18 protein-coding genes, 1 rRNA gene and 2 pseudogenes (1 of these 21 cut by a window edge) are annotated in these 22919 nt (G+C 40.1%); 4 read left to right on the top strand and 17 right to left on the bottom strand.

Translation table 11 applies throughout. From position 1 onward, the window contains the following. Positions 1-53: 53 nt before the first annotated feature. Both BPR_RS21120 and BPR_RS21115 read right to left on the bottom strand, forming a co-directional pair. Positions 54-353, bottom strand: a pseudogene (locus tag BPR_RS21120) (DUF234 domain-containing protein); the annotation flags it as partial. Positions 354-412: 59 nt separating this feature from the next. After that, complete coding sequence (locus BPR_RS21115) at positions 413-706, bottom strand: ATP-binding protein (RefSeq protein ID WP_330367365.1); 294 nt, start codon at positions 704-706, stop codon at positions 413-415. 117 nt (positions 707-823) lie between these two features. Between BPR_RS21115 and BPR_RS15460 the strand changes: the two genes are divergently transcribed. Beyond that, positions 824-1708, top strand: a complete 885-nt coding sequence (locus BPR_RS15460) for a tetratricopeptide repeat protein (protein WP_013282414.1) — start codon at positions 824-826, stop codon at positions 1706-1708. A 42-nt stretch (positions 1709-1750) separates the two neighbouring features. Here the strand turns inward: BPR_RS15460 and BPR_RS15455 are convergent, their stop codons facing one another. From BPR_RS15455 to BPR_RS15410, 11 genes and pseudogenes are all read right to left on the bottom strand, one after another. After that, a complete protein-coding gene (locus BPR_RS15455) occupies positions 1751-2671 on the bottom strand; it encodes a DMT family transporter (RefSeq protein WP_013282413.1) in 921 nt (306 codons plus the stop codon). 16 nt (positions 2672-2687) lie between these two features. After that, on the bottom strand, positions 2688-4328 hold the full coding sequence (locus BPR_RS15450) for an RsiV family protein (protein WP_013282412.1): 1641 nt from the start codon (positions 4326-4328) through the stop codon (positions 2688-2690). A gap of 151 nt (positions 4329-4479) precedes the next feature. After that, positions 4480-4668 (bottom strand): hypothetical protein, encoded by a 189-nt coding sequence (locus BPR_RS15445; RefSeq protein WP_013282411.1) that lies wholly within the window; start codon positions 4666-4668, stop codon positions 4480-4482. Positions 4669-4740: 72 nt separating this feature from the next. Further along, positions 4741-6276 (bottom strand): glutamate/gamma-aminobutyrate family transporter YjeM, encoded by a 1536-nt coding sequence (gene yjeM, locus BPR_RS15440; RefSeq protein WP_013282410.1) that lies wholly within the window; start codon positions 6274-6276, stop codon positions 4741-4743. Between the two features lie 137 nt (positions 6277-6413). Continuing rightward, the gene (locus BPR_RS15435; RefSeq protein ID WP_242662256.1) at positions 6414-6953 is read right to left on the bottom strand and encodes a macro domain-containing protein; all 540 of its coding nucleotides are present in this window, start codon (positions 6951-6953) and stop codon (positions 6414-6416) included. Positions 6954-7048: 95 nt separating this feature from the next. After that, positions 7049-7216: pseudogene (locus BPR_RS15430) on the bottom strand (6,7-dimethyl-8-ribityllumazine synthase); the annotation flags it as partial. A gap of 121 nt (positions 7217-7337) precedes the next feature. Next, the gene (locus tag BPR_RS21500) at positions 7338-7469 is read right to left on the bottom strand and encodes a hypothetical protein (protein WP_275450183.1); all 132 of its coding nucleotides are present in this window, start codon (positions 7467-7469) and stop codon (positions 7338-7340) included. A 20-nt stretch (positions 7470-7489) separates the two neighbouring features. Beyond that, complete coding sequence (locus BPR_RS15425; RefSeq protein WP_013282408.1) at positions 7490-8200, bottom strand: sulfite exporter TauE/SafE family protein; 711 nt, start codon at positions 8198-8200, stop codon at positions 7490-7492. A 57-nt stretch (positions 8201-8257) separates the two neighbouring features. Next, positions 8258-8686 carry a zinc ribbon domain-containing protein gene (locus tag BPR_RS15420; protein WP_013282407.1) on the bottom strand — a complete coding sequence of 143 codons (429 nt, stop codon included), beginning with the start codon at positions 8684-8686 and terminating at the stop codon, positions 8258-8260. Positions 8687-8950: 264 nt separating this feature from the next. Next, entirely contained in the window at positions 8951-11143 is a 2193-nt protein-coding gene (locus BPR_RS15415) for an alpha-galactosidase (protein ID WP_013282406.1), read from the bottom strand. Positions 11144-11276: 133 nt separating this feature from the next. Beyond that, positions 11277-13286, bottom strand: a complete 2010-nt coding sequence (locus tag BPR_RS15410) for a GGDEF domain-containing protein (RefSeq protein WP_013282405.1) — start codon at positions 13284-13286, stop codon at positions 11277-11279. A gap of 197 nt (positions 13287-13483) precedes the next feature. On the opposite strand from BPR_RS15410, the gene BPR_RS15405 reads away from it, so the two are divergent. Next, entirely contained in the window at positions 13484-15241 is a 1758-nt protein-coding gene (locus BPR_RS15405) for a flavocytochrome c (protein WP_013282404.1), read from the top strand. Positions 15242-15314: 73 nt separating this feature from the next. Here the strand turns inward: BPR_RS15405 and BPR_RS15400 are convergent, their stop codons facing one another. Next, a complete protein-coding gene (locus BPR_RS15400) occupies positions 15315-17471 on the bottom strand; it encodes an ATP-dependent helicase (RefSeq protein WP_013282403.1) in 2157 nt (718 codons plus the stop codon). Between the two features lie 56 nt (positions 17472-17527). After that, positions 17528-19381 (bottom strand): ABC-F family ATP-binding cassette domain-containing protein, encoded by a 1854-nt coding sequence (locus tag BPR_RS15395; RefSeq protein ID WP_013282402.1) that lies wholly within the window; start codon positions 19379-19381, stop codon positions 17528-17530. Positions 19382-19562: 181 nt separating this feature from the next. On the opposite strand from BPR_RS15395, the gene BPR_RS15390 reads away from it, so the two are divergent. Beyond that, the gene (locus BPR_RS15390; RefSeq protein ID WP_042258309.1) at positions 19563-19745 is read left to right on the top strand and encodes a hypothetical protein; all 183 of its coding nucleotides are present in this window, start codon (positions 19563-19565) and stop codon (positions 19743-19745) included. A gap of 5 nt (positions 19746-19750) precedes the next feature. Here BPR_RS15390 and BPR_RS15385 read toward each other — a convergent pair whose 3' ends face one another. After that, positions 19751-21253: a GH39 family glycosyl hydrolase gene (locus BPR_RS15385; protein WP_013282401.1), complete on the bottom strand. Its 1503-nt coding sequence runs from the start codon at positions 21251-21253 to the stop codon at positions 19751-19753. A gap of 350 nt (positions 21254-21603) precedes the next feature. Between BPR_RS15385 and BPR_RS15380 the strand changes: the two genes are divergently transcribed. After that, complete coding sequence (locus tag BPR_RS15380) at positions 21604-22011, top strand: hypothetical protein (RefSeq protein WP_026663115.1); 408 nt, start codon at positions 21604-21606, stop codon at positions 22009-22011. Positions 22012-22212: 201 nt separating this feature from the next. On the opposite strand, the gene BPR_RS15375 is transcribed toward BPR_RS15380, so the two are convergent. Beyond that, positions 22213-22919, bottom strand: a 23S ribosomal RNA gene (locus BPR_RS15375) (it continues 2154 nt past the right edge of the window).

Here is a 22919-nt window from a genome sequence, read left to right as displayed (position 1 = left end):
ATATTCAATTAGGTCTACAAATTTGAAGTTGTCGAGTTCTTTCACATATTCCTCTAGCTTATCTTAAACAAATCATCAAGTTCCAGCAATACTGCTCCATCTTCCGCTGCATGCCTAACCACAGACTTTTCATATCCTGATTTGCTAACAAAAAATATATACTTTTCTTCTATGTTAGGAAATGCCAACATTGCTGTTTTTAAATCTTCATACTCCGAATGTGGCATTTTGGAATTTGTGAATTTACACTCTACAAAGATTCCTTTCTTACCGGTCTTATCTATCATAAGTATGTCCACATCGTCCTGTGCTTTGATATGCGCATTATTCCCCCACCATTTTCCTATGATATGGTATGAAAGGGAGTTCCTTCTTTTTAGCCTTTCTCACAAAATATTCTGTGGATATTCCTTCAAAAGCATCCCCCCATGTAATCCGATATTCCCTCCATAATTTCTTTTGAAGCAGCATCAGCACCAAGCATTTCGTAATATGCATTATTAGTAAATTCATACCTGAACCAAAAACGGAAAAAGTTATCCGTCAGTTTATATATTCCTTTACGACTTCCAGCTCCTTCCCCACAAGGAACCTTCTTTTCTACAAGGCGCATTGTCTGCAAGGTTATTAAATACTTTGAAACTTTACTTTTGTCTTCACGAATATAATCAGATATTTCCTGTACCCTATTTCTCCCACTGGCTATGGCACTTAAAAGAAATAGTAAACCCTGCTAGCCACTCTAAGAGTTGCATCATTTTTGCTGATAGGAGTGTATACTATAGTAGTTTGATGAATTATTATGTGATCCCAAGGAGAAAAAATGACTGACAAATATAGGAACCTGTCCCCTGAAGAATGCGTGAAAGCCAGACGCGCTAGTATGAGAAAGTGTTTTCTTTTTTATATTTTGGCATTAGTTACTATCGCAATCTTGATCCTAAGAAGACAGATTACTCTAATTGACTGGCTATATGATTATTATATTACTGAAGAAGTCTACAACAAATTAGACGCACTATATTGGCATCTGCTCATATTGGGATTTGCTGTATGTGTAATAGTGCTGATAGTGGTAATTTATATTCATGAAGCTTTCTTTATCGGTATAATGAACACACTGTGCGATCCAGAAAAATATGTGAAGGCCGAGTTGATACGCTGCAAGAAAAGCATATTCAGAAGATTGTCTAAGCGCAATAGAATGAATATCGGTGTAGCTTATCTTGCTATGAAAGATTATGAAAATGCCTGGAATTACTATGAAGGCTTAGTTCCGGCAAACCCATATCAGTGCAGGAATAAAGCTCTTTTATGCCGATTGGCGGGCTATTTCCATGATATAGGAGATGATGAAAAAGCGGCTGTCTACAAAACATGTCTCGAGGGGCTAAGAGACTCCGGCAGGAGTAACTTTTTAGTTGAACTTACCTTAGATGATCTGAACATCGAGGATGCAATCAAGGATCAGCGGTATGAAGAGGCCAAAAATCTGATTGCAAAATATATTAAAAGCAGTCGGGTTTCCATGTATACCAAAACTGTATATCAGTATTATCTTGGAGTCATCGCCTACGAGACCAAGGACATTCCTGAAGCAATATTCCATCTCAAGGCTGCGCTTGAAATAGGAGAAAAATTACCGTTTGCAGAGGATGCAAAAGCTAAGCTTGATGATATGTTGCACATGATAAATTTATCTTTTTAATATACGTTGAAACTAAATCCTCTTAGTATTTTTTATCTGCACTTATGAATTTCCAAGGAACTGTGTAAGTACGATTGCTGCGAACATCAGAATACATCCGGCGGCTTCGCGAAGAGAAAGTTGCTGGCCCAATACTATCCATCCGGATAGAGTTCCGAATACACTCTCCAGGCACATGGCAATAGATGCGATGGCCGGATTTAAGTTCTTTTGCCCAAGAGCCTGAAGTGTATATGCTATTCCGCTACTGAATATTCCTGCGTAGAGGATGGCGGGCAGAGCGCTATAGATAGATGACAGGTCTGGTTTCTCTATTACAAACATTACTATTGTAGCCAGTATCGCTTCTATAATAAACTGAGCAAGTGTCAGTTTAACAGGATCAATTCTCTTGGAATACCTGGAAACTGCCAGAATCTGAATTGAGAATCCAAGGGCAGATAAAATCATCAGGGCATCTCCTATTTCCAGATAAAAGCTCCCCTTCATGCACAACAGATACATGCCTAAAACAGAGAGCGCAATGCTGATCCAGAGTTTATTATCGAATCTGCGTCCAAAGAATAGTGATATTATCGGAACAAATACAACGTAAAGTGTTGTAAGAAAACCTGCTTTGGCAACAGAAGTATAGGCAATTCCGTACTGCTGAGCAAAGCTGGCAAGGAAGATGAAAAGTCCTGCCAGCATGCCGCCCTTTATAAAGGCCTGTTTCTCTCTGCTGCGTTTATCCTGTAGCTCCTGCAGCCCGAGGCCTAAGTTATTAACTTCTTTTTTATCTCTGTACAATACAAATGGCAAAAGAAAAATAATTCCAATGTAGGTCCTGAGAGCAAGGTAAGTTCCTGCACCTACGTATTCTGCGCCAAGGCTCTGAGCTACAAAAGTAGTCCCCCAGAAAAAAGATGCTACGAGTAGCATCAAAGTATGCGTAAGTGTGTAGATTTTAGTGTTCTGTTTCATAATACCTGCCTGTAGATCAGTGTGTAATTGTAAATTCATAAGCTGTATTATAGGTTGCTACATATAAAGTGTCACCTTTAACCTGGAACTGGTCAGCTGCAGAATTTATCTTGATCGCGTCATATTTTTCTCCGGTAAATCTATCAAGAAGATAGATATAATCCGGCTCGGAAGTAAATCCATACCCGCATATGATCGTGTCATCTACGATTTTGAAGTTGCTTCCATTTGCTACAAGAGGTTCACTTCTAAATATTAGTTCATTTGTTTCAAGATTTATAGCTACAATATAGCTGGATTCAGGTTCCTCAGAGGCATAGCCAAGATGACCGATTTCTAAATATAGAATATTGTCAACTATTGTGGCATATCGAATGAACTGGTGAACAGCAGAGACTTTCTCCTGTTCATAGTCAGGGCCATCGCAGAGTTCAGACAAATCAAAGCTATAATACATTGTATCCATCTCAGTATCATAAATATCTATGCCCTGGAAGGAGTTGGCATATTCTACTTCGTTTGTTCCATTATAAAAATAGTTGTCATCCTCGTGGGTCAGCATTTCTGTCTGCAGATCATTTGCCTCAGCCCAGGCATAACTATCGAGATAGTCTGATTTTTCTTCATTGGTCTTGGTCAGCGTTAAGTGGTTGCCAGCTGGAACTATAGCATCCGCAGCTTTATAATATTTCCAGGTAGGGTTTGAAACAGACACGCTTTCCGGATCTGGTTCATCCTCACTCGGAGCAACTTCAGTTGTGTCAGCATCTGTGTGGTTTACGATAGAATCAAGATCCTGAGGCTGATCCAGCATATAATCAGCTTTTACAAGATCAGGATACTCTTTTGAGGATAAAACTACTTGAAGATCTCCTGTTGCATATGAAGCAATCTCATAGGGTGAAAAGAAAATGTTTAATCCCTTATCATCTATTGTCCAGGTATAAGTATCGTCCCTTAGTTTCTGAACAAACTGATCAGGATCCTGACCTTCTTCAGGAAAATAGAAACTGTCTACCTCTTCCATAATTCCGGGGTAATTCTTTTCAAGTTCTGTTCTGATGCCATCATAAAGCAGTGATGAATCATCTAAAACCTTATCAAGCCTTACAATATCACCGGTTGCAGGATCATAATTTGTGGCATATGAATAATGATTCGGATGAGCGCCTCCGGTAAAACTACTACTAATTTCAAATATAGTAAAAAGATGATCATCAAATCTTACAATATCGGCTGTTTTTGTATCAAAATAGCCTTCGGTATAGTATGTATCTTCCAGTGCCCATGCGGCATATTCGGAAATGTTACTAGTTGCTCCGAAACTATTGGTTTCATTGTAATTATTTATGTTTTCAGAGAGCTTTGGATATTTTTCTTTATACTCATCTGACAGGACTATTTCCGGATAGCTTCCAGTGCAAAGAACCTTACCGTCCTGAGACGAAGAAATAGGGTGATTAACAACAGTTACCGGGAATGTTGTAGCTGTATCACTGCCTGACTTGTTTTCTGCATTAGAGGTATCTGCAATTGCCTCAATAGAAACTCCCGATGCACCATCTTCATTTACTACATTTCCTGTGCTGGTGCAGGCACTCAGTAACATCACAGCAGCTGTAGATATAGCTGCCAGTCTGATAGATCTTTTTTTCATAAACGTACTCCTCTTATTACAGCTTGTAATTCTCCTAAATATTCGTTTTATACATCTTTTTATTATATGCAATAAAAGACTCTGATGCCATATTGATATGTATCATCAGAGTCTATATAAGGTAAATCCTCAAAATTATTAAGCTTTTCGCTCAAGTCATACTGGAAAACGCACACTGCTTAAGTAAAAACAAGGAACTTTTCCTTATGTTTGATACAGCAGACAAAGCGCCGATAGATTCAAGCGTTTTCTCAAGCGCTACACTATTGGTCTTTGTTGTAGTATCACCCAATTCAGAGTTTTTACTTTCATTTCTTAGTATGTTTTTTAAATTTTCCATTGGTATTAACCCCCTCGTTATCGTTTTATATTCTTTTATACGAACGAAAGGCAATAATGGAAAATAATTTTTTTAGCTGGCACGTTTATTTTCCAAGTCATTTTTCGTATCAGCTGCAAGCCGCTTTTCATAGTTTGTATATATGATCCAAGCAGCTAATCCGAATACTACAGGACCGCCAAGTGACCAAAATGTAGTCTTGAAATCGCCATCTAATGCCGGCTGGATGATAGCAAATGCATTTGCAAGGAAAAGAGTAAGTGTTACTACATATCCCCAGATATTTGCTGAAGCTTGCGATTTGAAAATAACAAAGCTTCTGTCAAGGCCCTTCATTTTTTTGAACTTAGGGAAAGCAAAAGAAATAAACATGTAAGGGACTGTCATTCCTACATTTACCATAGCCGTCAAAATAACAAAAAACTGCTGCATTGTGTTGCCACCAAAAGATACTAAAAGTACCATAATGCAGACAATTGTACACTGTAACCACATCGCATTCTTGGGCATGCCATCCTCTGAGATCTCGCCTATTTTTCCTGGCCAAAGCTCCTTGGGCGTACCCTCGATAAGCTGCTTTAATGGAGAATAAACCAGTGTAAACATAGCACCCATAAGCGCAAGGAGCATGATAAGTGCATATACTCTGGCAAAGCCGTGAGCAAGAGCAACCTGCGCAGCCTGTGATGCACCAAACGCTTTACCGAATGATGCAGCAAAATTGGACATGATCACATATGAAACATTACCAAGTGTGATGTCTTCCGATCCGAGAATATCACTATAATTTGTAAAAGAACCAACTAACATGATCAAAAGAGCATATCCAACAACTATAACAAGTGCTGCTGACACAATTCCCAAAGGGAAGTTCTTTTTGGGGTTTTCAGTCTTGTCTACAAAACCACCTACTGCTTCGATTCCGCCATATGCAAAAAGAGCATATACAATAAAGGACAAAATCATGATCGGACTACCCTGGTAAGATACATTGAGCGGAGTCTTAAGAGACTCAAGACCTGCGAATGGCTGCTCAAACTGTCCATGGCGTGCAATGATCATAACAATCGAACCAACAACTACTAAGATATTGATTGTAAGAACGGCTGTACCACCGATAGATGTTACAGTGCTGATCTTGTCAAGGCCCTTTGAATCAAAATAGGTAATAATGATGAAAAAAATAACAGCCATAAGTCCAAGCAATCTTGAACCGGATAAAAACTGTGAGCCAAAAAGTGACCAGCTTGCTGTATTATCCTCACCAAAAAGGATGTTTGATACAGGCACCCAGATACCGGATGATACGTTTACCATCCAAAGTACGTATGAGGTGTACCACATAAGTGTTCCAATAAATGCATATTTGGGACCTACGGATTTGCACATCCAAGAGTACATTCCACCTGTCTCATTTCTAAAAGCAGATCCAAATTCTGCAATCATAAAAGCAAAAGGTATAAAAAACAAAATACCTGCTATAACAAACCAAGGAATAGCTGCATAGCCCATCAAATAGTATGATCTTGGAATGTTATTAAAACCATAAACTGATGTAAAAATCATCAGTATCAGGGACATAAGTCCCAATTTCTTTTCTTCTTTCATTTCTGTTACTAAAGACTCCTCTAAATGAATTCTTTGAATAATTTACGACAGCGTCGTCAATTATACCACCTTTTATCGGTTATCTCCATAAACGAATCTTTAGTATAGATGAGAACGTAATTAAATCAAGTTTGCTCCTAATAATTCCATTTCCTATACTCTTTTTCATCCAGATAGCAAATGTATAGATCAGGCTCGCCTTCTCCGCCAAATAGCTTGTATAACATATCTCTTACAATTCGCCAATCACCTCCGGCAAGGCCGCATCCTATTAAGCCGGGCACCCCGACAGAGAGCATTGGATCGCTTCTTTTTGCGTAGTTTCGAACCTTGGCAATGCTATGCATAAGAGCGTCATAATCAGTATCTCTGCCTTTTCCGGTAGGAATATTTTCCCCAAAGCAGTTGGCTATAATCCGCCCGTCCGGTGCCTCGAGGAGCTGTGTCTTACCCAAAAGATCAGAGCCCTGTTCCTTGCATATTGACTTATATTTCTCATAAGCGTCAGAAGTAAGCAGCTGCTTTTTTATTGCAAGTGCGACTCCCGCTCCCATTTTACCCGCGCAATTCGTCTGATGGGCTACAATATCTACAGGCTGTCTTAAAAGATCTCCAACTATTTCTTTTACCATAAGTCCCTCTTTTCTTTCATAGCTATTGCTTATCAGGTTCAACATCTAAAAATTTATCTGCTATAGGATTTATGTTTCATTCATCCCATGCTATTCTACTCATTACATTTTACACTCATATTCAGGATGAGACAAAATCTTTAATGATTCATCTCCCTTATGAGATTAACCATTTCAATTGCTCCCTGAGCACATTCAAAGCCCTTGTTGCCGGCTTTTGTGCCTGCCCTCTCAACAGCCTGCTCTATTGTATCTGTAGTGAGGACGCCGAACATTACAGGTACTCCGGCATTCATACTGACCTGTGCCTTGAGATTTCTACCGTTAAGGTTTGGTACATAGTTCAGCCTCTTTGCAACCTCAAGTATTCTTTAATTGTTATTTTTTTATAGTTATCAGACAAAGTAGCATATCCCTTCATCTACACGCTTAACGCATGGATATTATAGTTACAGCAGATCTCTCAGCACTGTAGGAATCATAGTTCTCTGCAAATCCATCATAGATATTAACATTAGGAAACTTAGTCTTTTTTCCAAGAGCAACATACTTATCAAACATCTCCTAGAGTGCTTTTTATCTTAAACAGTCAGAATCAGTGCTATTCCTGATACTATGAGCATAATGATCACTATTCTTTTGACCATTTTTTCATCAATTATTTTGGCACTAAGCATTCCTGCGATCAGTCCTATCAGCATAAAAGGCGCAAGTGTAAGTGCCTGCCTCAGTGCAGATAAAGTAATGATCCCATAAAATCCATACAGAATTATCCTGAATGTATTCTCGATCATGAATACCGTGCAGATATTAGCCTTAAATTCATCGGCATTGGTGGTAGTCCTGCCTATATACGCCCCAAGCAGGGCACCTACGCCGTAGAGTCCGCACAGTACTCCCGAAACAATTCCTATTATTGTGAGCAGAAGTTTAGAGCTCTTCGCCTGCCTCTGAGGCAACTCTCTTACCAGCATTTCAGCACCAACAAGGGCCACCAGAACTCCGAAGATGATCTTTATAACAGAAACGTCAGCATTTTTCAGAAAAAAAACTCCTCCCAGGCTTCCAACTATTACCATAAGAGAAAGAGGAATACATATCTTAAGATCAATATGTCTCCTCTCTTTCCAGCTTATTATCAGGTTTGTTGGATATCCCAGCAGAAGCTCCACCGGAGAAATATTTATATTGGCTGTTCCAAAACTCAGTATTGATGTAAACACAAGTGTGTTTGCAAATCCGCATAACCCTTTTACATAAAAGGCGCAAAGTGTTGCTATAATCCAAAACATTTTTTACTGTTCTATAAACCCCTTGTTTTATTCAGTTTTTCTCTCTTCTAACAGGCCTCATGTCCTCTTTATAAAACGTTCCCCACATTTAGGACATCTGATCTCGATCCTGCCTTTTCCCTTAGGCACTCTGATCTGCTGATGACATTTTTTACAGATATAATATCTACTGACTTCTCTGTCTCTCCACTGCAGTCTCATGAGATTCGCATATCTTCTGGGGCTCTCAGTTATCTGTAAGAATTTCTGATTTTCTGCATATCTTTTGGTAATGTTCTTGGAGTATACCCTGAAAAGAGAATATCCAAAAAGAACAACCCAGATAAAATATACCACTACGCTCTGAGCAAATATATTTATCACAAGAAGTATAAGTGCAATTGCATTACATGTTCTTGCCAGGTTATCAAAACCATTTCTGCCATACAAAGCGCGTGAGAGCCAGCCCTGTATCAAAAAGCCTATCTGTCTAAGTCTGTTATTCATTAATGTGCCTCTTATTCCTATTCTGATCTTATAGATTTACAAACATGGCTATGTCTGCATGATTTTCATCATTCTACCATTATGTAAATGCCCTCGCAAGTAACATGTTTTATCATGTGATTTATTATATATTATAAATATGTTATATATCAGATTCGCATTATCAACACATTCATTCCAAGCAGATTCTGATAATCCAGTTTTCGGGTAATCCCGGCCATTTCCCCCATGCAAAAAGGAAGCAAAAAGAAAGGCAGTTTATATTTATTTCCTGGCTATCAAATGTATCAGTTCTGACCTGTAATCTCCATTTAGCGGATTCACAGACAGTCCCACTTTTTCAAGGGTAGCTCCAAGAATCTCTTCATCGCTTCCTTCAAGCTGATAACGTACATCTGCTAAAAGTCCAGGAACTTTGAGTAACTTCCTCGAAGAATTAGGCTTTGCAACCACCTGAACATAGGTTATCAGTGCTTCTTTTTTATCCTTACTAACTACTATATATGCGTCATATTCATGATTTCTCTGATAGGAGGCAATTCTATAGTAATCTCCGCCCCTTACAAGATGATTGTACTTATGATATACAGCAACCTGTCGAGGAATATCAGCCCTATCCTCTTCAGGAATCCTGGTAATATCAAGCTCATACCCGAATGTTCCCGCTAGAGCAACATCTCCGCGTGTCTTAAAAGGCGTAGTCCTTCCAACTGTGTGGTTAGGGCAGTCAGATACATGTGCTCCCATAGTACTAAGAGGGAAAATGAGGCTTGTTCCTTCCTGTATTACAAGCCTTTCAATTGCATCTGTATCATCCGAGCACCAAATCTGAGGACTGTAGTACAACATTCCTGCATCAAATCTTGCTCCTCCTCCGGAACAGTTCTCAAGAAGAAGGTCCGGAAACTCAGTTATCATGCGCTCCTGAAGCTCATATACTGCCAGCATATATCTATGGCTTAGCTCTCCCTGTGACTCTTTGTCCAGTCCCAGAGAACCCAGGTCACACAACTGCCTGTTCATATCCCACTTAACATATTCAATGTTGGCACTTGTAAGGATAGCTCTGATCCTTCCATATATATAATCGCGCACTTCCTGCCTGGTGATGTCAAGCACCAACTGATTTCTGCTCCTGCAAGGTGTTCTTCTAGGAATCTGTATAGCCCAATCCGGGTGCGCTTCAAAGAGCTTTGATCTGGGAGAAACCATCTCAGGCTCCATCCATATGCCGAATTTCATCCCTAGAGAATTTACTTCATCTACTAATTTTTTAAGTCCGCCCTTAAGCTTATCCTCGTTGACATACCAGTCTCCAAGGCTGGAATTATCATCATTTCGCTCTCCAAACCAGCCATCATCCATTACCAGCATTTCAATTCCGCTTTTCTTGGCTTCTCTGGCAATAGCGATGAGTTTGTCACTGTCAAAATCAAAATAAGTAGCTTCCCAGTTATTGATCAGGATAGGGCGCTCCATATCCTTGTACTTGCTTCTAATCAAGTGATTTCTGAAAAGATCATGGAAAGTCCTGGTCATCTTTCCAAGGCCACCAGCTGAATAAGTCATTACAACTTCAGGGGCATCAAATTTTTCACCCGGCCTTAATGTCCATCTAAAGTTTTTGGCTCCGATTCCCATGTATACTCTTAAACTGTTAAACTGGCTCTTTGTTACTCCAGCCTCAAAATTACCGGAATAGACAAAAGAAAAACCATAAACCTTACCTGTATCCTGCGAATCCTCTTTTTGTACCAATGCCATGAATGGCTGGAACTGGTGCGAGGACTCTCCTCTGAAGGATTCAATGGAAGTATCTCCAAATCCGATTTCCCTAAAATCCATCCAGCGCTCTCTTGCCCATGATCCATGAAGCGTCAGTAATTTATAATCCTCCTGATCCATATCCATGGTAAAAGACATTACTTTATCAATATAGACTGTGTTATCTGACAAGTTCTCGAGCCTTACCGATCTTGCGATCACATCAAGTCCGGCAAAAATGCTGTATGACAAAATACACCTGATCCCAACAACCTTATCTGCAAGTACTATTTCAAGGCTCATGGAATCATCTGCAGTTCCAAAAGTAGCCGGAAGTCCTGCTATAGCTCTTTTACCGCCAAATATCTCATGGGATTCATAGCATAGCAAAAGACTTGTATGTCCGTTACTATCAGTTATCTCTATGCTGCTCTTCCTGTAATCTCCAACGTTGTTAGAGGAATACTCAAAAGGAAATCTGTCAAGGAAAGAGCTCCTGTCCCTCATATCCACTGTCGGATTCACCTGAGGTTCGACAGTTTTCCACAGATATGCTACATCTGAGCTATCTATTTTATCCCCATAATATAGATGTCCTAAAAGCCCTTCTTCACCGGAAATCCCCATGACATAGCTAGTGTTCTCAGTGTCAATTACAAATACTTTTTCTTTTTCCAAAAATCTTATATCCATACCATATACTCCCGCCAAAATGTGATAAACACCTTATAGACATGATTATAGCCACTTTTGTGGACAATATATAGTAAAATGTAAAAACCACTGCTATACGATTTGTCTCCGTAAGCAGTGGTTCCAATATCATTTATTGTCCTTTCAGTTTTCTCTTATTCTCATACATCGCCTTATCCGCTCGTTCAAACACATCTGATACCACTGTGTCTGTCTTTGGATTATATTCCGACATTCCCGAAGCAAGCACAACTCCGTTTCCGGCTTTTTGATTCTCAAGCACCTGATTACGTAGTTTTTCCATGAGTTCTTCTCTAATATAATAATCGTCGCCCCTGAGAAAAACTGCAAATTCGTCCCCGCCAATCCTGAAAACAGGGCTATGCACAAAGGTATAGCACAAGAGCTTGGCAGCCGCTTTGAGGTATTCATCCCCGGCAACATGGCCCAAAGTATCATTGATCTTTTTGAGATCGTTAGCATCACATACAATAAGAGCATATGGCAAGTAATCGAGGCCGTGGTCCATATTTCCCTGTATTGACTCTTCCAGCTCTTTATATGCGTATTTATTCTTAATTCCCGTTAGCTCATCTCGCCTAGCAAGCTCTTTTTCAGTCTTCAGCTCTTTGAGGCGCTGCTTTTCTCGTCTGACCTCATCATCAATATTCTCTACGCAAATAATAAAGTGTGATCTATCACTACTCCTACGGGCTATCATCCTAAGATATTGGGAGGAACCATCTACCAGTAGTCGGTACTCAATAGAACTACTCCTGTGATTATCGAGAGCTGTGATCATTTTGTCTCTATCCAGAAACTCAACAACTCGGTTGCGATCCTGTTCATGAATGATCTTTGGAATATTACTATAACATTCCTCAAAGAACTCTTTGCCAAGCTGGCTAACCTGAAGCTGTCCAAAGATATCATTAGCTTCGAAACTGACATACGAGGAATCAACTGCATCAACATAGTAGATAGCATCATAGTTGGTAGCAAGACTTTCAGCAATACGGCTAAATGTAATGCTCTTTTCCTGATTCTCATGGATTTTTTTCTCAGCCATGAGCTCATCATCTATATCTTTTTCATAAAGGATAATGTGTTTATCATCTCCGGCGCCTCTGTATGTAAAGAGGAAATATCTGGGATATCCATCAACCATCAACCTGTATTTGTATGAAAAAGACCTTTTTCCTTCAAGATTCTTGATCATTGCTTCTTTATTAAATAGGCTTCTTGCATACTCCTTGTCATCAGGATGCACAGTTTTTTCAATATTATCAAGAGATTCCTTATAGAAGTCTTTTCCTATATATGTCACATCCAAAAAAGAATATTTCTGGCTTCTGGAAAACTCAATATACTCTCCTGTCTCTATATCAAAGTAATAAATCGCTTCATAGTCTTCCGCCATTATTGACGTAATATGGTCCTGAATTTCTTTTTCCTTTTTTTCTCCGGCTTCTACATAAGAATGGACAATACATATAGCAATCAGGAGGCCGATGACATACAGTGGAAGGAACGAGGTAAGGATCTGCAGAAACATAAAAATACCCAGAGCCATGCTAGTATAAGCCACTGCCATATATCTTATTTTTTGACTGCCCTTGGTTTTGTACGCTGCTATTAACATGTGCATTGAGAGTATGGCATAGAATGCAAGAACAAAAATAAACGTAGCAAGACTTCCTTTTTCCGGAATATATTCATGCGCCTCATTATAGGAAAAAATAAAATGATAAAACCGGTTGAGCATCAGAGAGCCGATACCGAGCAGGAACATAATCCACGCTCCAATAGTAAGTATCTTACTGCGAAAATTGCCTTTATTAAGGTAGGCCACTATATAACGTGCCCATGTCAACATAGTCAGCAGCATGAACAGGAAATAAAAAACTGTAATTGAATATACAATAGGAAATAGTTCCGGCACGTCATGATGATCATATATAATGCCCCAGCATATCTCCGTTAGAAAGAAACAATTAGCAGCAAGCAAAAAATGACCGTAACGGATTAGCGACAGTTTCTTGGTATCACGCGCATCTGTCTTTTTCCATGCGTTCTTAAAAGAATTCCAGTTCAATATTATATTTACTGTAAAAGCTAAAAAGGCAACCGCTGCATAATACATATACCGCTATAATCCTCCTCATTATATTAATGATAGTCGTTTTTTCGAGAATTTAAAAGACTATTTTGCGACTATACATAGAAAAAGATTGTTAACAAAACATTATTTTTAGATAAAAGATGTCACAAAATTATTGATTTGTATTATAGTAATTATATGTAGATGTTATTTCGTTTGTTTGTGAAAGGAAAAGATTCATGAGCACACTATCTAAAAGAATTATATCCTGTATAGCCTGTGTAGGACTGGTTGCTTTCTGTATCTGGGGCAGCACCTATGTTGTTGAACATGAAGGTCATCAATATGATGGAGCAGCCGATGGCTTCGCAGGAGAAATCAAGGTATCAGTATTTGTTGAAGATGGTACTATCACAGACATTACATATCAGACCGAAGGCGAAACTCCATCTATCGGCGGCAGTGCTATCAAAGCTCTTCGCACCAAAATACTCAAAACTCAGAACACCCAGATTGACGCAATTTCAGGCGCAACCTACAGTTCAAGAGGATTCCTTTCTGCTGTAAATACAGCTCTCGCTGAAGCTGGGATTGTTGCTGATGGTAGTCATAAGGGAAACGCTGCTTCTGAGGATTATGAGGCAACTGCTGATGTAGTAGTTGTTGGAGGCGGAGGCGCTGGAATGACAGCGGCCATCACTGTTGCTGAAAATGGCAAAAAGGTCATTCTTCTTGAAAAAAGCGATATCCTTGGCGGAAATACCAGCAGAGCAAGCTCCGGTATGAATGCTGCCGAGACTCACTACGAAAAAGAACAAGGTGTAGAAGATTCAGTTGATCTTTTCGTTGAAGATACAATGAAGAGCGGTAAAGAGATCAACGATCCGGAACTTGTCAGAACTCTGGCAGAGAACACGTCAGAAGCAATAGACTGGCTTGATAAAGAGAATGCTCCTCTATCCGGTCCTCTTGGAACCATGGGCGGTCTTAGTGCCAAGAGAACTCACAGACCAACAGATGCCGAAGGAAATGTTACTTCAGTAGGTAACTTCCTTGTATCTGCGCTGGGCGTTAGGCTCGATGAATTGGGCGTTGAAATAATAACAGGTGCTACTGTTAATAAGATTATAATGGAAGACGGTAAAGCCAGTGGTGTTAGTGGAATTGGCGAATACGGTGAAAACATTACCGTCCATGCCAATGCTGTCATCGTTGCAACCGGTGGTTTTGGCGGAAACATGGACAGAATAGTCGCTCTCCGTCCGGATCTTGCAGGCTATATCTCAACCAACGTTGCCACTGCAAGTGGTGACGCAATAGATTTCCTTGGGGAAGTAGGCGCAGACTTCGTTGATCTTGAACAGATACAGCTTCATCCTACTGTTATCCCGACCGATGGCGCGCTTGTAGGTGAAGCCCTTCGAGGCGATGGTGCCATCCTTGTCAACAGAGAAGGTGTTCGTTTCACAAATGAAACCGGTACTAGAGATGCAGTTTCTGCTGCAGAGGTTGCTCAGACCGGTGGAAATGTTTGGCTGATTGCCAATGAGGAAATGTATGAGGGCTCTGCTGTTATCAAGAAGCTGGATAAAAGCGGATATCTTGTAAAGGGCGATACTCTCGAAGATCTCGCTGCAGCTATGGAATTTGATTCAAATGCTACTTCTGCCCTTCTCAAAACTGTTGAAACCTGGTCCGGATACGTAGCTTCCGGAACAGATGCTGATTTTTCAAGGGATATAGGCACTCCGCTTACAGACCTGTCAAGCGGCCCATATTACGCAGTTAATGTAGGTCCCGGAATACACCACTGTATGGGTGGCGTTAAGATCAATACAGATGCGCAGGTCATTTCAACTGACGGAACCCCAATCCCTGGCCTGTATGCCTGCGGAGAAGTTACAGGCGGCATCCACGGCGCTAACAGACTTGGTGGAAACGCTGTTGCTGATATTGTAGTCTTTGGAAGAATCGCCGGAGAAAATGCATCTAAATAATTATTATTGTTTTTTAAAAGCCACTTTCAGCTTGCTGAAAGTGGCTTGTTTGCGTTTATATATATTAATAATCTCAGTCTTCTTTTGCCAGGTTAACCTTCATTGAAATCTGTCTCGGAGTATCCATTTCATCGAATTTGATCAGATAACTCTCCTCATCCAAATTTATATCAAGAACTGTCCCAATTCCCAGAATAGCATGTTTTACACGCTGCCCCTTTTCCAATAGGTTCAGCTTCTCTGCGCCCTTAAGGTGCCTACTGTCATTATCTATAAATTTCCTGACAGCTTTGATCATATTGTCATCAGGTTTCTCGGTAAATTCCAGCAATTCCGGATCTATATCCATGATAAATCTGGAGGGATACCTGGGAATTCCCTCAAATGTATTCCCACCAGCCTCAGTGATAAAGAGTCTCTTCTGGGCTCTTGTCATAGCAACAAATGCCAGCCTTCTCTCTTCTTCCATTCCCTCCAAAGTGCGAACTTTTCTGGAAGGGAATATACCCTCATTCATACCGCACAAGAAGACATAAGGAAACTCAAGTCCCTTAGCCGCATGCACAGTCATAAGTCTTACTTTGTCCTGATCTCCGGCATCTGAATCCGCGTTGGTAAAAAGCGCAATATGCTTGAGGTAATCTTCAAGACCAACTTCTTCTCCACAGGTAGTTTCATATTCAAATACAGACTGTTTGAGCTCCGCAAGATTATCAAGTCTGTCCTGAGCTCCCTCTGTTCTGAGCATTTCTTCATAACCACTGTTATTTAATATTTTGGCCAGAACTTCAGACACAGGAAGTCCTTCATAGCTCGCTGCAAAATGCTCGATGAGGTCAATGAACTTCCCAGCCTTAGTGCCTTTAAACAGCTCATTATCCAGATTTTCATGCAAAGCAGCATACAGAGAGCACTTGTTATCTGCAGCGTATTGTTCCAGAAAGCTCATCCTTCTTTTACCAAGATTCCTCTTGGGGACATTGGCAATACGGCGAAAAGAAATATCATCCCTGTAAACCAGCATTCTAAGGTAACACAGGGCATCCTTGATTTCTGTCCTTCCAAAAAACTGAACTCCAGAATATATCGTGTAAGGAATTTTCTCTTTCATGAGTCCTTCCTCTATAGTTCTGGTAACATAATGTGCTCTATATAAAATTGTAATATCCTTGTACTGAACGCCAAGACCCTTCAGAACAAGAATTTCACCGGTTATCCAGTCAGCCTCTTCTGTGGTATTAGGGGCAAGATGGCACAGGACACTCTCCCCTTCTGCAATAGTAGGCAACAGATCCTTTTTAATCCTATAGCGATTCTTGTCTATAAGAGAATTGACAGCATAAAGTATCTGTGGAGTTGACCTGTAATTATCATTCATCATGATAGTCTTAACACTAGGAAAGTTCTGATCAAAGTCCAAGAGATACTTAACATTGGCTCCGCGCCATGTATAGATAGTCTGATCCGGATCACCTACTATAAACAGGTTCTTGTGATAACCTGCCAAAACCTCCATCAACTCGTACTGCAGACTGTCAATATCCTGAAATTCGTCGATCATAATGTATTCAAGCCTTTTCTGCCATTTAAGCTTGATGTCCGGATTCTCCCTGAATATATAAAGAGTAAACTTGATAAGGTCGTTATAATCAAGTCCAAAGCACTTCTTCTCTTGATAGAGATAGCCATAAAACAAGATATCCTTAACTTCTGTCGCTTGATCATATTTATCCTTGAGCGTTTCAAGCGGCATTGTAAGCATATCTAAATAGTACTCAGGTTCCTCGAAGAGCTTCCTGATCTCAAACATATCTCGAGCTGAACTAAAGGTCATATCTCTAAGAGACAGCCCTCTCTCTTCATAGATGATCTTGAGCATATCATCAATATCGGAATTATCAAGAACCAGAAAATTCTTGGGATACTGCACTGCATGAGAATCTTCCTGAAGAACCGATACACAAAATCCATGAAAGGTATTGATATACCCAGTATCATTGTCTCCGGTAAGTGCATGTATTCGCTGTCTCATCTCGTTGGCAGATTTATTGGTAAATGTAACGCACAGAATATGCCCCGGCATAATGCCAAGGCCATTAACAAGATATGCAAAGCGCGTGGAAAGCGCTCTGGTCTTGCCACTTCCAGCACCTGCTATTACCCGAATATATCCTTCTGTACTAATTACAGCCTCTTTTTGAGCATGGTTGAGCTGTTCTAATAATTCCATATTGTACCTCACTACCTAACATTATAAGAACAGCTGTTCGAATTGGCAATAGTTATTTATTTAGAAAAACTATCAACCATATCCTGCAGCTCAACATATCTATCCATTTTACGCTCAATTTCGGCATCTACTTCTTCTTTTTCCTTACTGAGAGCTACCAGCCTTGGATAATCTGTGGCAGCTTCAGCTATCTGAGCTTCAAGTTCTTCACTCTTTTGCTCAAGTTTTTCAATCTCTTCTTCGATAGTGTCGTACTCTCTTTGCTCCTTATAGGAAAGCTTGGTCTTTTCACGCGGAGCTCGATATTTTCCATTGGACTTCACGTCTTGATCGTCACCGTTATTACTGCCGGCACTATTGTTCCCACTTGCATTTCCTGACTTTTTCCTATTACCGGAATCCGTGGCAGCATCTGCATCTTCCAGCCCATTTTTGTGAACCACATAATCTGAATAGCCGCCTTCGCTCTGATACAGGCTTCCATCAGGTTCAAAAGCAAAAATTCTTGTAACCACTCGGTCAAGAAAATATCTATCGTGACTGACAGTAATGATAATGCCTGCAAATCCGTCAAGATAATCCTCCAGGATCCTGAGTGTCTGAATATCAAGATCGTTAGTAGGCTCATCAAGAATAATAACATTAGGTTGTTCCATCAGAACCCTTAGCAGATACAGTCTTCTCTTTTCCCCTCCGGAGAGCTTAGCTATAGGCGCATACTGCATATCCGGTGTAAAAAGAAATCTCTCACACATTACAGATGCAGAAACAAGTCCTTCTGCAGTCCTGATAAACTCCGCAGTATCCTTGATATAGTCTATAACTCTTTTGCTCTCATCAAGGGCTTCATTTTCCTGTCCAAAATAGCCTATCTTGATGGTCTGGCCAATCTCTACCGTGCCTGTATCAGGTTCTACCATGCCAATAATACATTTTAAAAATGTAGATTTGCCACAGCCGTTAGGCCCGATTATTCCTATTCTGTCAAGCTTATTGAAGGTATAGGAAAAGTCTTTAAAAAGTTTCTTCCCTTCATAGGATTTAGATATATTCTCAAGGATAATTGTCTTATTCCCCATTCTGCTGGGAAGCGAACTGAGCTCTACAAATCTCTCCTCTTCTGGCTTTTGCCTGTCACGAAGCTCCTCAAATCTTTGAATATGAGCTTTCTGCTTGGTAGAACGGGCTCTTGCACCTCTGAGCATCCAGGCCAGATCCTTGCGATAAAGCGATTGGGCTTTTCTCTCCGCAGCCTGCTCATAATCAAGTCTCTGCTGCTTAAGCTCCAAGAAGCCTGAATAATTTGATTCATAGCGATAAACACTGCCTTTATCGATCTCCAGAATCTGATTGGTTACTTCGTCCAAAAAGTATCTGTCATGAGTGATCATCAGGAGTGCTCCTCTGAAATGCTGCAAGAAATCCTCAAGCCACTCTATCATACCGGAATCCAGATGGTTAGTAGGCTCATCCAGGATCAAAAGATCTGATGGTGTCATGATTGCCGCTACAAGCGCAGCTCTCTTTTTCTGTCCACCGGATAAAATAGATGGATTGCACTCCGGATCATCTATTCCAAACTTGGCGAGATTAGCCTTGATCTCGCCCATCTTGTCCCAATGATCGCCTCCTGCATAAATTGTGTCTGCTATATTTTCCAAAAGGCTCTTGTCCATGTCAAACACAGGGTTCTGCGGAAGATATGAAATTCTAAGCCCATTATTTGCAACTATCTGCCCACTATCAGGCTCTGTAACCCCTGCAACTATCGATAAAAGAGTTGATTTGCCTGTACCATTGGTTCCAACCACACCTATCTTGTCCGTATCGCTTATTCCCACCGATACATCACTGAGAACAGGCTTGGACATATATGTTTTTGATACATTTTCTACGTTTAAAATATTCATTGATCTATAACCATTCCCTAACTTTCATTCCTACTATTCTATCAGAAAAAGCAAGAAAGCCTCGTTCTTTAATTACTATTTCATATTTTTTTCACAATAATCTAATGCTCTAATTCTCGTATTATCGTAATAATTATTGTAGTATTTAATAAACCATCCTTATATTAACGGAGGAATAATCATGGATATGAACAATTTAATTAAGGATATCGAAAATTCAAAAAGTGCTGATGAAGCATTAAAAAAACTAAGTAGTTCCGGTATTAAGCTGACCGATGACGAACTTGAAATGATTTCAGGCAGTAATTATCTGGACACAATAATTAAAATACTAAAACATGTTAAACAAATTCCTTGTCGCTAAGTATATTAGTGGTAGGAAACTACCTTGTCATAATCATATCCGCGATCCGATGTAAGCTGCCTCTTTGTGAGAGTAAAATATACTACTCCATTTCTGTTTACAGTAATCTGACTACTCACAACTCCGTCTTTTGCTGATATAACTGTACTTTCTGTCAATGGCCACGCAGCGCTCTTAATTAGCTCAGTCTCTGCATGCGTTGGATAAGCCGGTTCGCCGATATCATGCCAGAGTTTCAATGGATTGCAACAGTTTTCATCAACTGTTTTTGTAATAAGCGTATAATCTGAACTATCTGTCACTTCCATCAAAAGTTCCCTGATTTCATCTTCCTCATCAATATTCCACAGGATTCCAGAGTAGCCATTGTCTTTTTTGACTATAACTGCGTTATCATCTCTATAAACACATTCATCGCTGAATAACTTGAGCTGTTTATAAAAATAGAAAGTCCAAAAGGTAGGCTTTGGTATATTACCTGCTGCTACCATTCCAAATCCTCCATGGAAAAGAGAATCCGGTACCCCCTGTTCCTCAAACACATCACCGAAAGTCCAGTAAGAATATGCTTCGTTGTCATCACCGAGTCTCGATAATTGTCGTGCAAGATAAGCTGCATTGATATTGGTATCGTGGATTACCCCTTTGGGTGTGTATGATGTGCTGAATTCTGTAAGGTGGATTGGAAGTCCCTTAAATTCATCGTAAGAATCCACAATATCCCTTGTAGACTTTAGGTTCGCAAAACGCATCTCAGAGTCTTCCAACTTGGAATAGTCATAATGTCCAATTCGCTCAGGGAATTCAACTGTGTAATGATGCCTTGTTATCCGATCAGGACGAAGTCCTTCCCTTTTACAAAAAGAAAGAAAAGCTTTAATCCACACGGCATCATTAACTCCGCAAATTGCTGGTCCACCTACCTTAAACCGTGAGTCATATTCTTTAATTGCCAGAAATGTTTCTTTGAACAGCTTAAAATATTCTTCCATATCCGCTTTGTACCAGAATCCAGGAAGATTTGGTTCATTCCAGACTTCGATAGGCCAGCTTGTAACCTCTTCTCCATAGCGCTTTTTGAGATGCACCAGAAGAGCAATCACCATGTCTGTCCACTTCTTGTAGTCCTTGGGCGGTGTGGTATTTCCCTTCCAATAAAAAATAGTCTGAGTTCCGCTTGCAAGCTGCCCGGGCATAAAACCAAGTTCCAAATACGGCCTTATACCAAGCTTTAGATAGCTATCAATAATTCTATCAATATAAGTATAGTTATATTCTACTTTTGTTTCTCCATTTTCTTCGTATTCATGATAAATAGAGACATCATCAGAAAAAAGACCATGGCCTCTTATATATGAGAAGCCTATCATCTTCTGAACAAATTCCAGCTCTTTTAAATATTCTTCAGTGAGCGCAAGCCCTAATCGACCTGTACCAACACAGTAGTCCACATTATTGTTAAACTTTATCCTGCAGTTTGGATCTACTGTAATTTTCCCCATTTTCATACCTTTTCTCCTTGTAATCAGCTACATTCTCAATATATTTAGCGCATATAATACGCACAGGATAAATATACATCTTTCTTATTTTCTCTTCTCTTCATGTAGTGCTCTTTACTTATCTATTTTAGAAAATTTTAAGTATTTTTCTTTTTCGTCTAACAATATATTAAATATAATATAATCGTCTTATATAATCGGACACTATTTAATTTTGTTTTATGAATAATTATACCGATTATTAATTGACACCATGTTTTTATGGGATTATCTTTTAAATGAGAGAATGTAATATTTTGGATTCTGTTAATCGGAACTTAAAAGATAGTTCTTAATAGCAAAGAGTAATAGATAATATGGAATTAAAAAACTGCGCGACTTGCCATAGAGTATTTCAGTACCCGGGCTACGGATATATCCTTTGCCCGGAATGTCGTCGTACAGATGAAGCTCAATTTCAACTTGTTAAAAAATTCCTTGATCAATATCCTGGTGCTGAAGGAAAAGAAGTTTTTCTGGCAACGGGCGTACCAATTAACACATTGATAAAATGGGTCCGCGAAGAAAGACTTATCTCATCCAATGCTGTTAATCTAGGGGCTGTTTGCGACAGATGCGGCAAACCCGTCTCGTCAGGAAAATTGTGTCCTGACTGTAGAAAGGATATTGTCGATAAATTCAAGGAAACAGAAGCTGAAGATATAGAGAAAGTTGAAAAAATTCTTCCAAAATCAAAAAATAATGGCATGAGATTTTTACAATAATCCCCAAAAATGATATAAGTATTTACAGCAATCAAGTATCAATAGTAGAGTATTTTACAATAATAAAAAAGTGTCGTAACAGAGAAATCATACATCTTTGCTACGACACTTATTATTTTAAACTTTTTAATTTATGCTTGTATCTTCAAAACCGAACACTGATAATCTAAATCCTAACCTCTTTCTTGTTCCTAACCTTCTTTGGATAAGCCCTCGACCTATTAGTACACATCAGCTGAACACGTTACCATGCTTACACCTTGTGCCTATCTAACCTCATACTCTCTAAGGGGTCTTACTGCCGAAGCAGGGATATCTCATCTTGAGGGGGGCTTCACGCTTAGATGCCTTCAGCGTTTATCCCTTCCGGACGTGGCTACCCAGCCTTATGCATCTGGCGATGCAGCTGATACACCAGCGGTCCGTCCATCCCGGTCCTCTCGTACTAAGGACAGCTCCTCTCAGATATCCTACGCCCGCGCCGGATAGGGACCGAACTGTCTCACGACGTTCTGAACCCAGCTCGCGTACCGCTTTAATGGGCGAACAGCCCAACCCTTGGGACCTGCTACAGCCCCAGGATGCGATGAGCCGACATCGAGGTGCCAAACCACTCCGTCGATGTGAACTCTTGGGAGTGATAAGCCTGTTATCCCCAGGGTAGCTTTTATCCGTTGAGCGATGGCAATCCCACTTTCATACCACCGGATCACTAAGTCCTACTTTCGTATCTGTTCCACCCGTCGGTGTCACAGTCAGGCTCCCTTATGCCTTTACACTCTTCGAATGGTTTCCGTCCATTCTGAAGGAACCTTTGAGCGCCTCCGATACCCTTTCGGAGGCGACCGCCCCAGTCAAACTCCCCGGCAGACATTGTCCCCGGACCTGTTTCAAGATCCTTGGTTAGA

The sequence above is a fragment of the Butyrivibrio proteoclasticus B316 genome, from assembly GCF_000145035.1.
GTDB classification, from domain to species: Bacteria; Bacillota; Clostridia; order Lachnospirales; family Lachnospiraceae; genus Butyrivibrio; species Butyrivibrio proteoclasticus.
This window is presented reverse-complemented; position numbering and strand designations above follow the sequence as displayed.

Excerpts from the sequence above, each read along its gene's own strand:
- BPR_RS15425 (WP_013282408.1), bottom strand. The coding sequence starts at position 8,200 with ATGTTTTGGATTATAGCAACACTTTGCGCCTTTTATGTAAAAGGGTTA.
- BPR_RS15420 (WP_013282407.1), bottom strand. The coding sequence starts at position 8,686 with ATGAATAACAGACTTAGACAGATAGGCTTTTTGATACAGGGCTGGCTC.
- BPR_RS15390 (WP_042258309.1), top strand. The coding sequence starts at position 19,563 with ATGGATATGAACAATTTAATTAAGGATATCGAAAATTCAAAAAGTGCT.
- BPR_RS15385 (WP_013282401.1), bottom strand. The coding sequence starts at position 21,253 with ATGAAAATGGGGAAAATTACAGTAGATCCAAACTGCAGGATAAAGTTT.
- BPR_RS15445 (WP_013282411.1), bottom strand. The coding sequence starts at position 4,668 with ATGGAAAATTTAAAAAACATACTAAGAAATGAAAGTAAAAACTCTGAA.
- BPR_RS15380 (WP_026663115.1), top strand. The coding sequence starts at position 21,604 with ATGGAATTAAAAAACTGCGCGACTTGCCATAGAGTATTTCAGTACCCG.
- BPR_RS15405 (WP_013282404.1), top strand. The coding sequence starts at position 13,484 with ATGAGCACACTATCTAAAAGAATTATATCCTGTATAGCCTGTGTAGGA.
- BPR_RS15415 (WP_013282406.1), bottom strand. The coding sequence starts at position 11,143 with ATGGATATAAGATTTTTGGAAAAAGAAAAAGTATTTGTAATTGACACT.
- BPR_RS15450 (WP_013282412.1), bottom strand. The coding sequence starts at position 4,328 with ATGAAAAAAAGATCTATCAGACTGGCAGCTATATCTACAGCTGCTGTG.
- BPR_RS15435 (WP_242662256.1), bottom strand. The coding sequence starts at position 6,953 with ATGTTGAACCTGATAAGCAATAGCTATGAAAGAAAAGAGGGACTTATG.
- BPR_RS21500 (WP_275450183.1), bottom strand. The coding sequence starts at position 7,469 with ATGTTTGATAAGTATGTTGCTCTTGGAAAAAAGACTAAGTTTCCTAAT.
- BPR_RS15460 (WP_013282414.1), top strand. The coding sequence starts at position 824 with ATGACTGACAAATATAGGAACCTGTCCCCTGAAGAATGCGTGAAAGCC.
- BPR_RS15455 (WP_013282413.1), bottom strand. The coding sequence starts at position 2,671 with ATGAAACAGAACACTAAAATCTACACACTTACGCATACTTTGATGCTA.
- BPR_RS15400 (WP_013282403.1), bottom strand. The coding sequence starts at position 17,471 with ATGGAATTATTAGAACAGCTCAACCATGCTCAAAAAGAGGCTGTAATT.
- yjeM (WP_013282410.1), bottom strand. The coding sequence starts at position 6,276 with ATGAAAGAAGAAAAGAAATTGGGACTTATGTCCCTGATACTGATGATT.
- BPR_RS15395 (WP_013282402.1), bottom strand. The coding sequence starts at position 19,381 with ATGAATATTTTAAACGTAGAAAATGTATCAAAAACATATATGTCCAAG.
- BPR_RS15410 (WP_013282405.1), bottom strand. The coding sequence starts at position 13,286 with ATGTATTATGCAGCGGTTGCCTTTTTAGCTTTTACAGTAAATATAATA.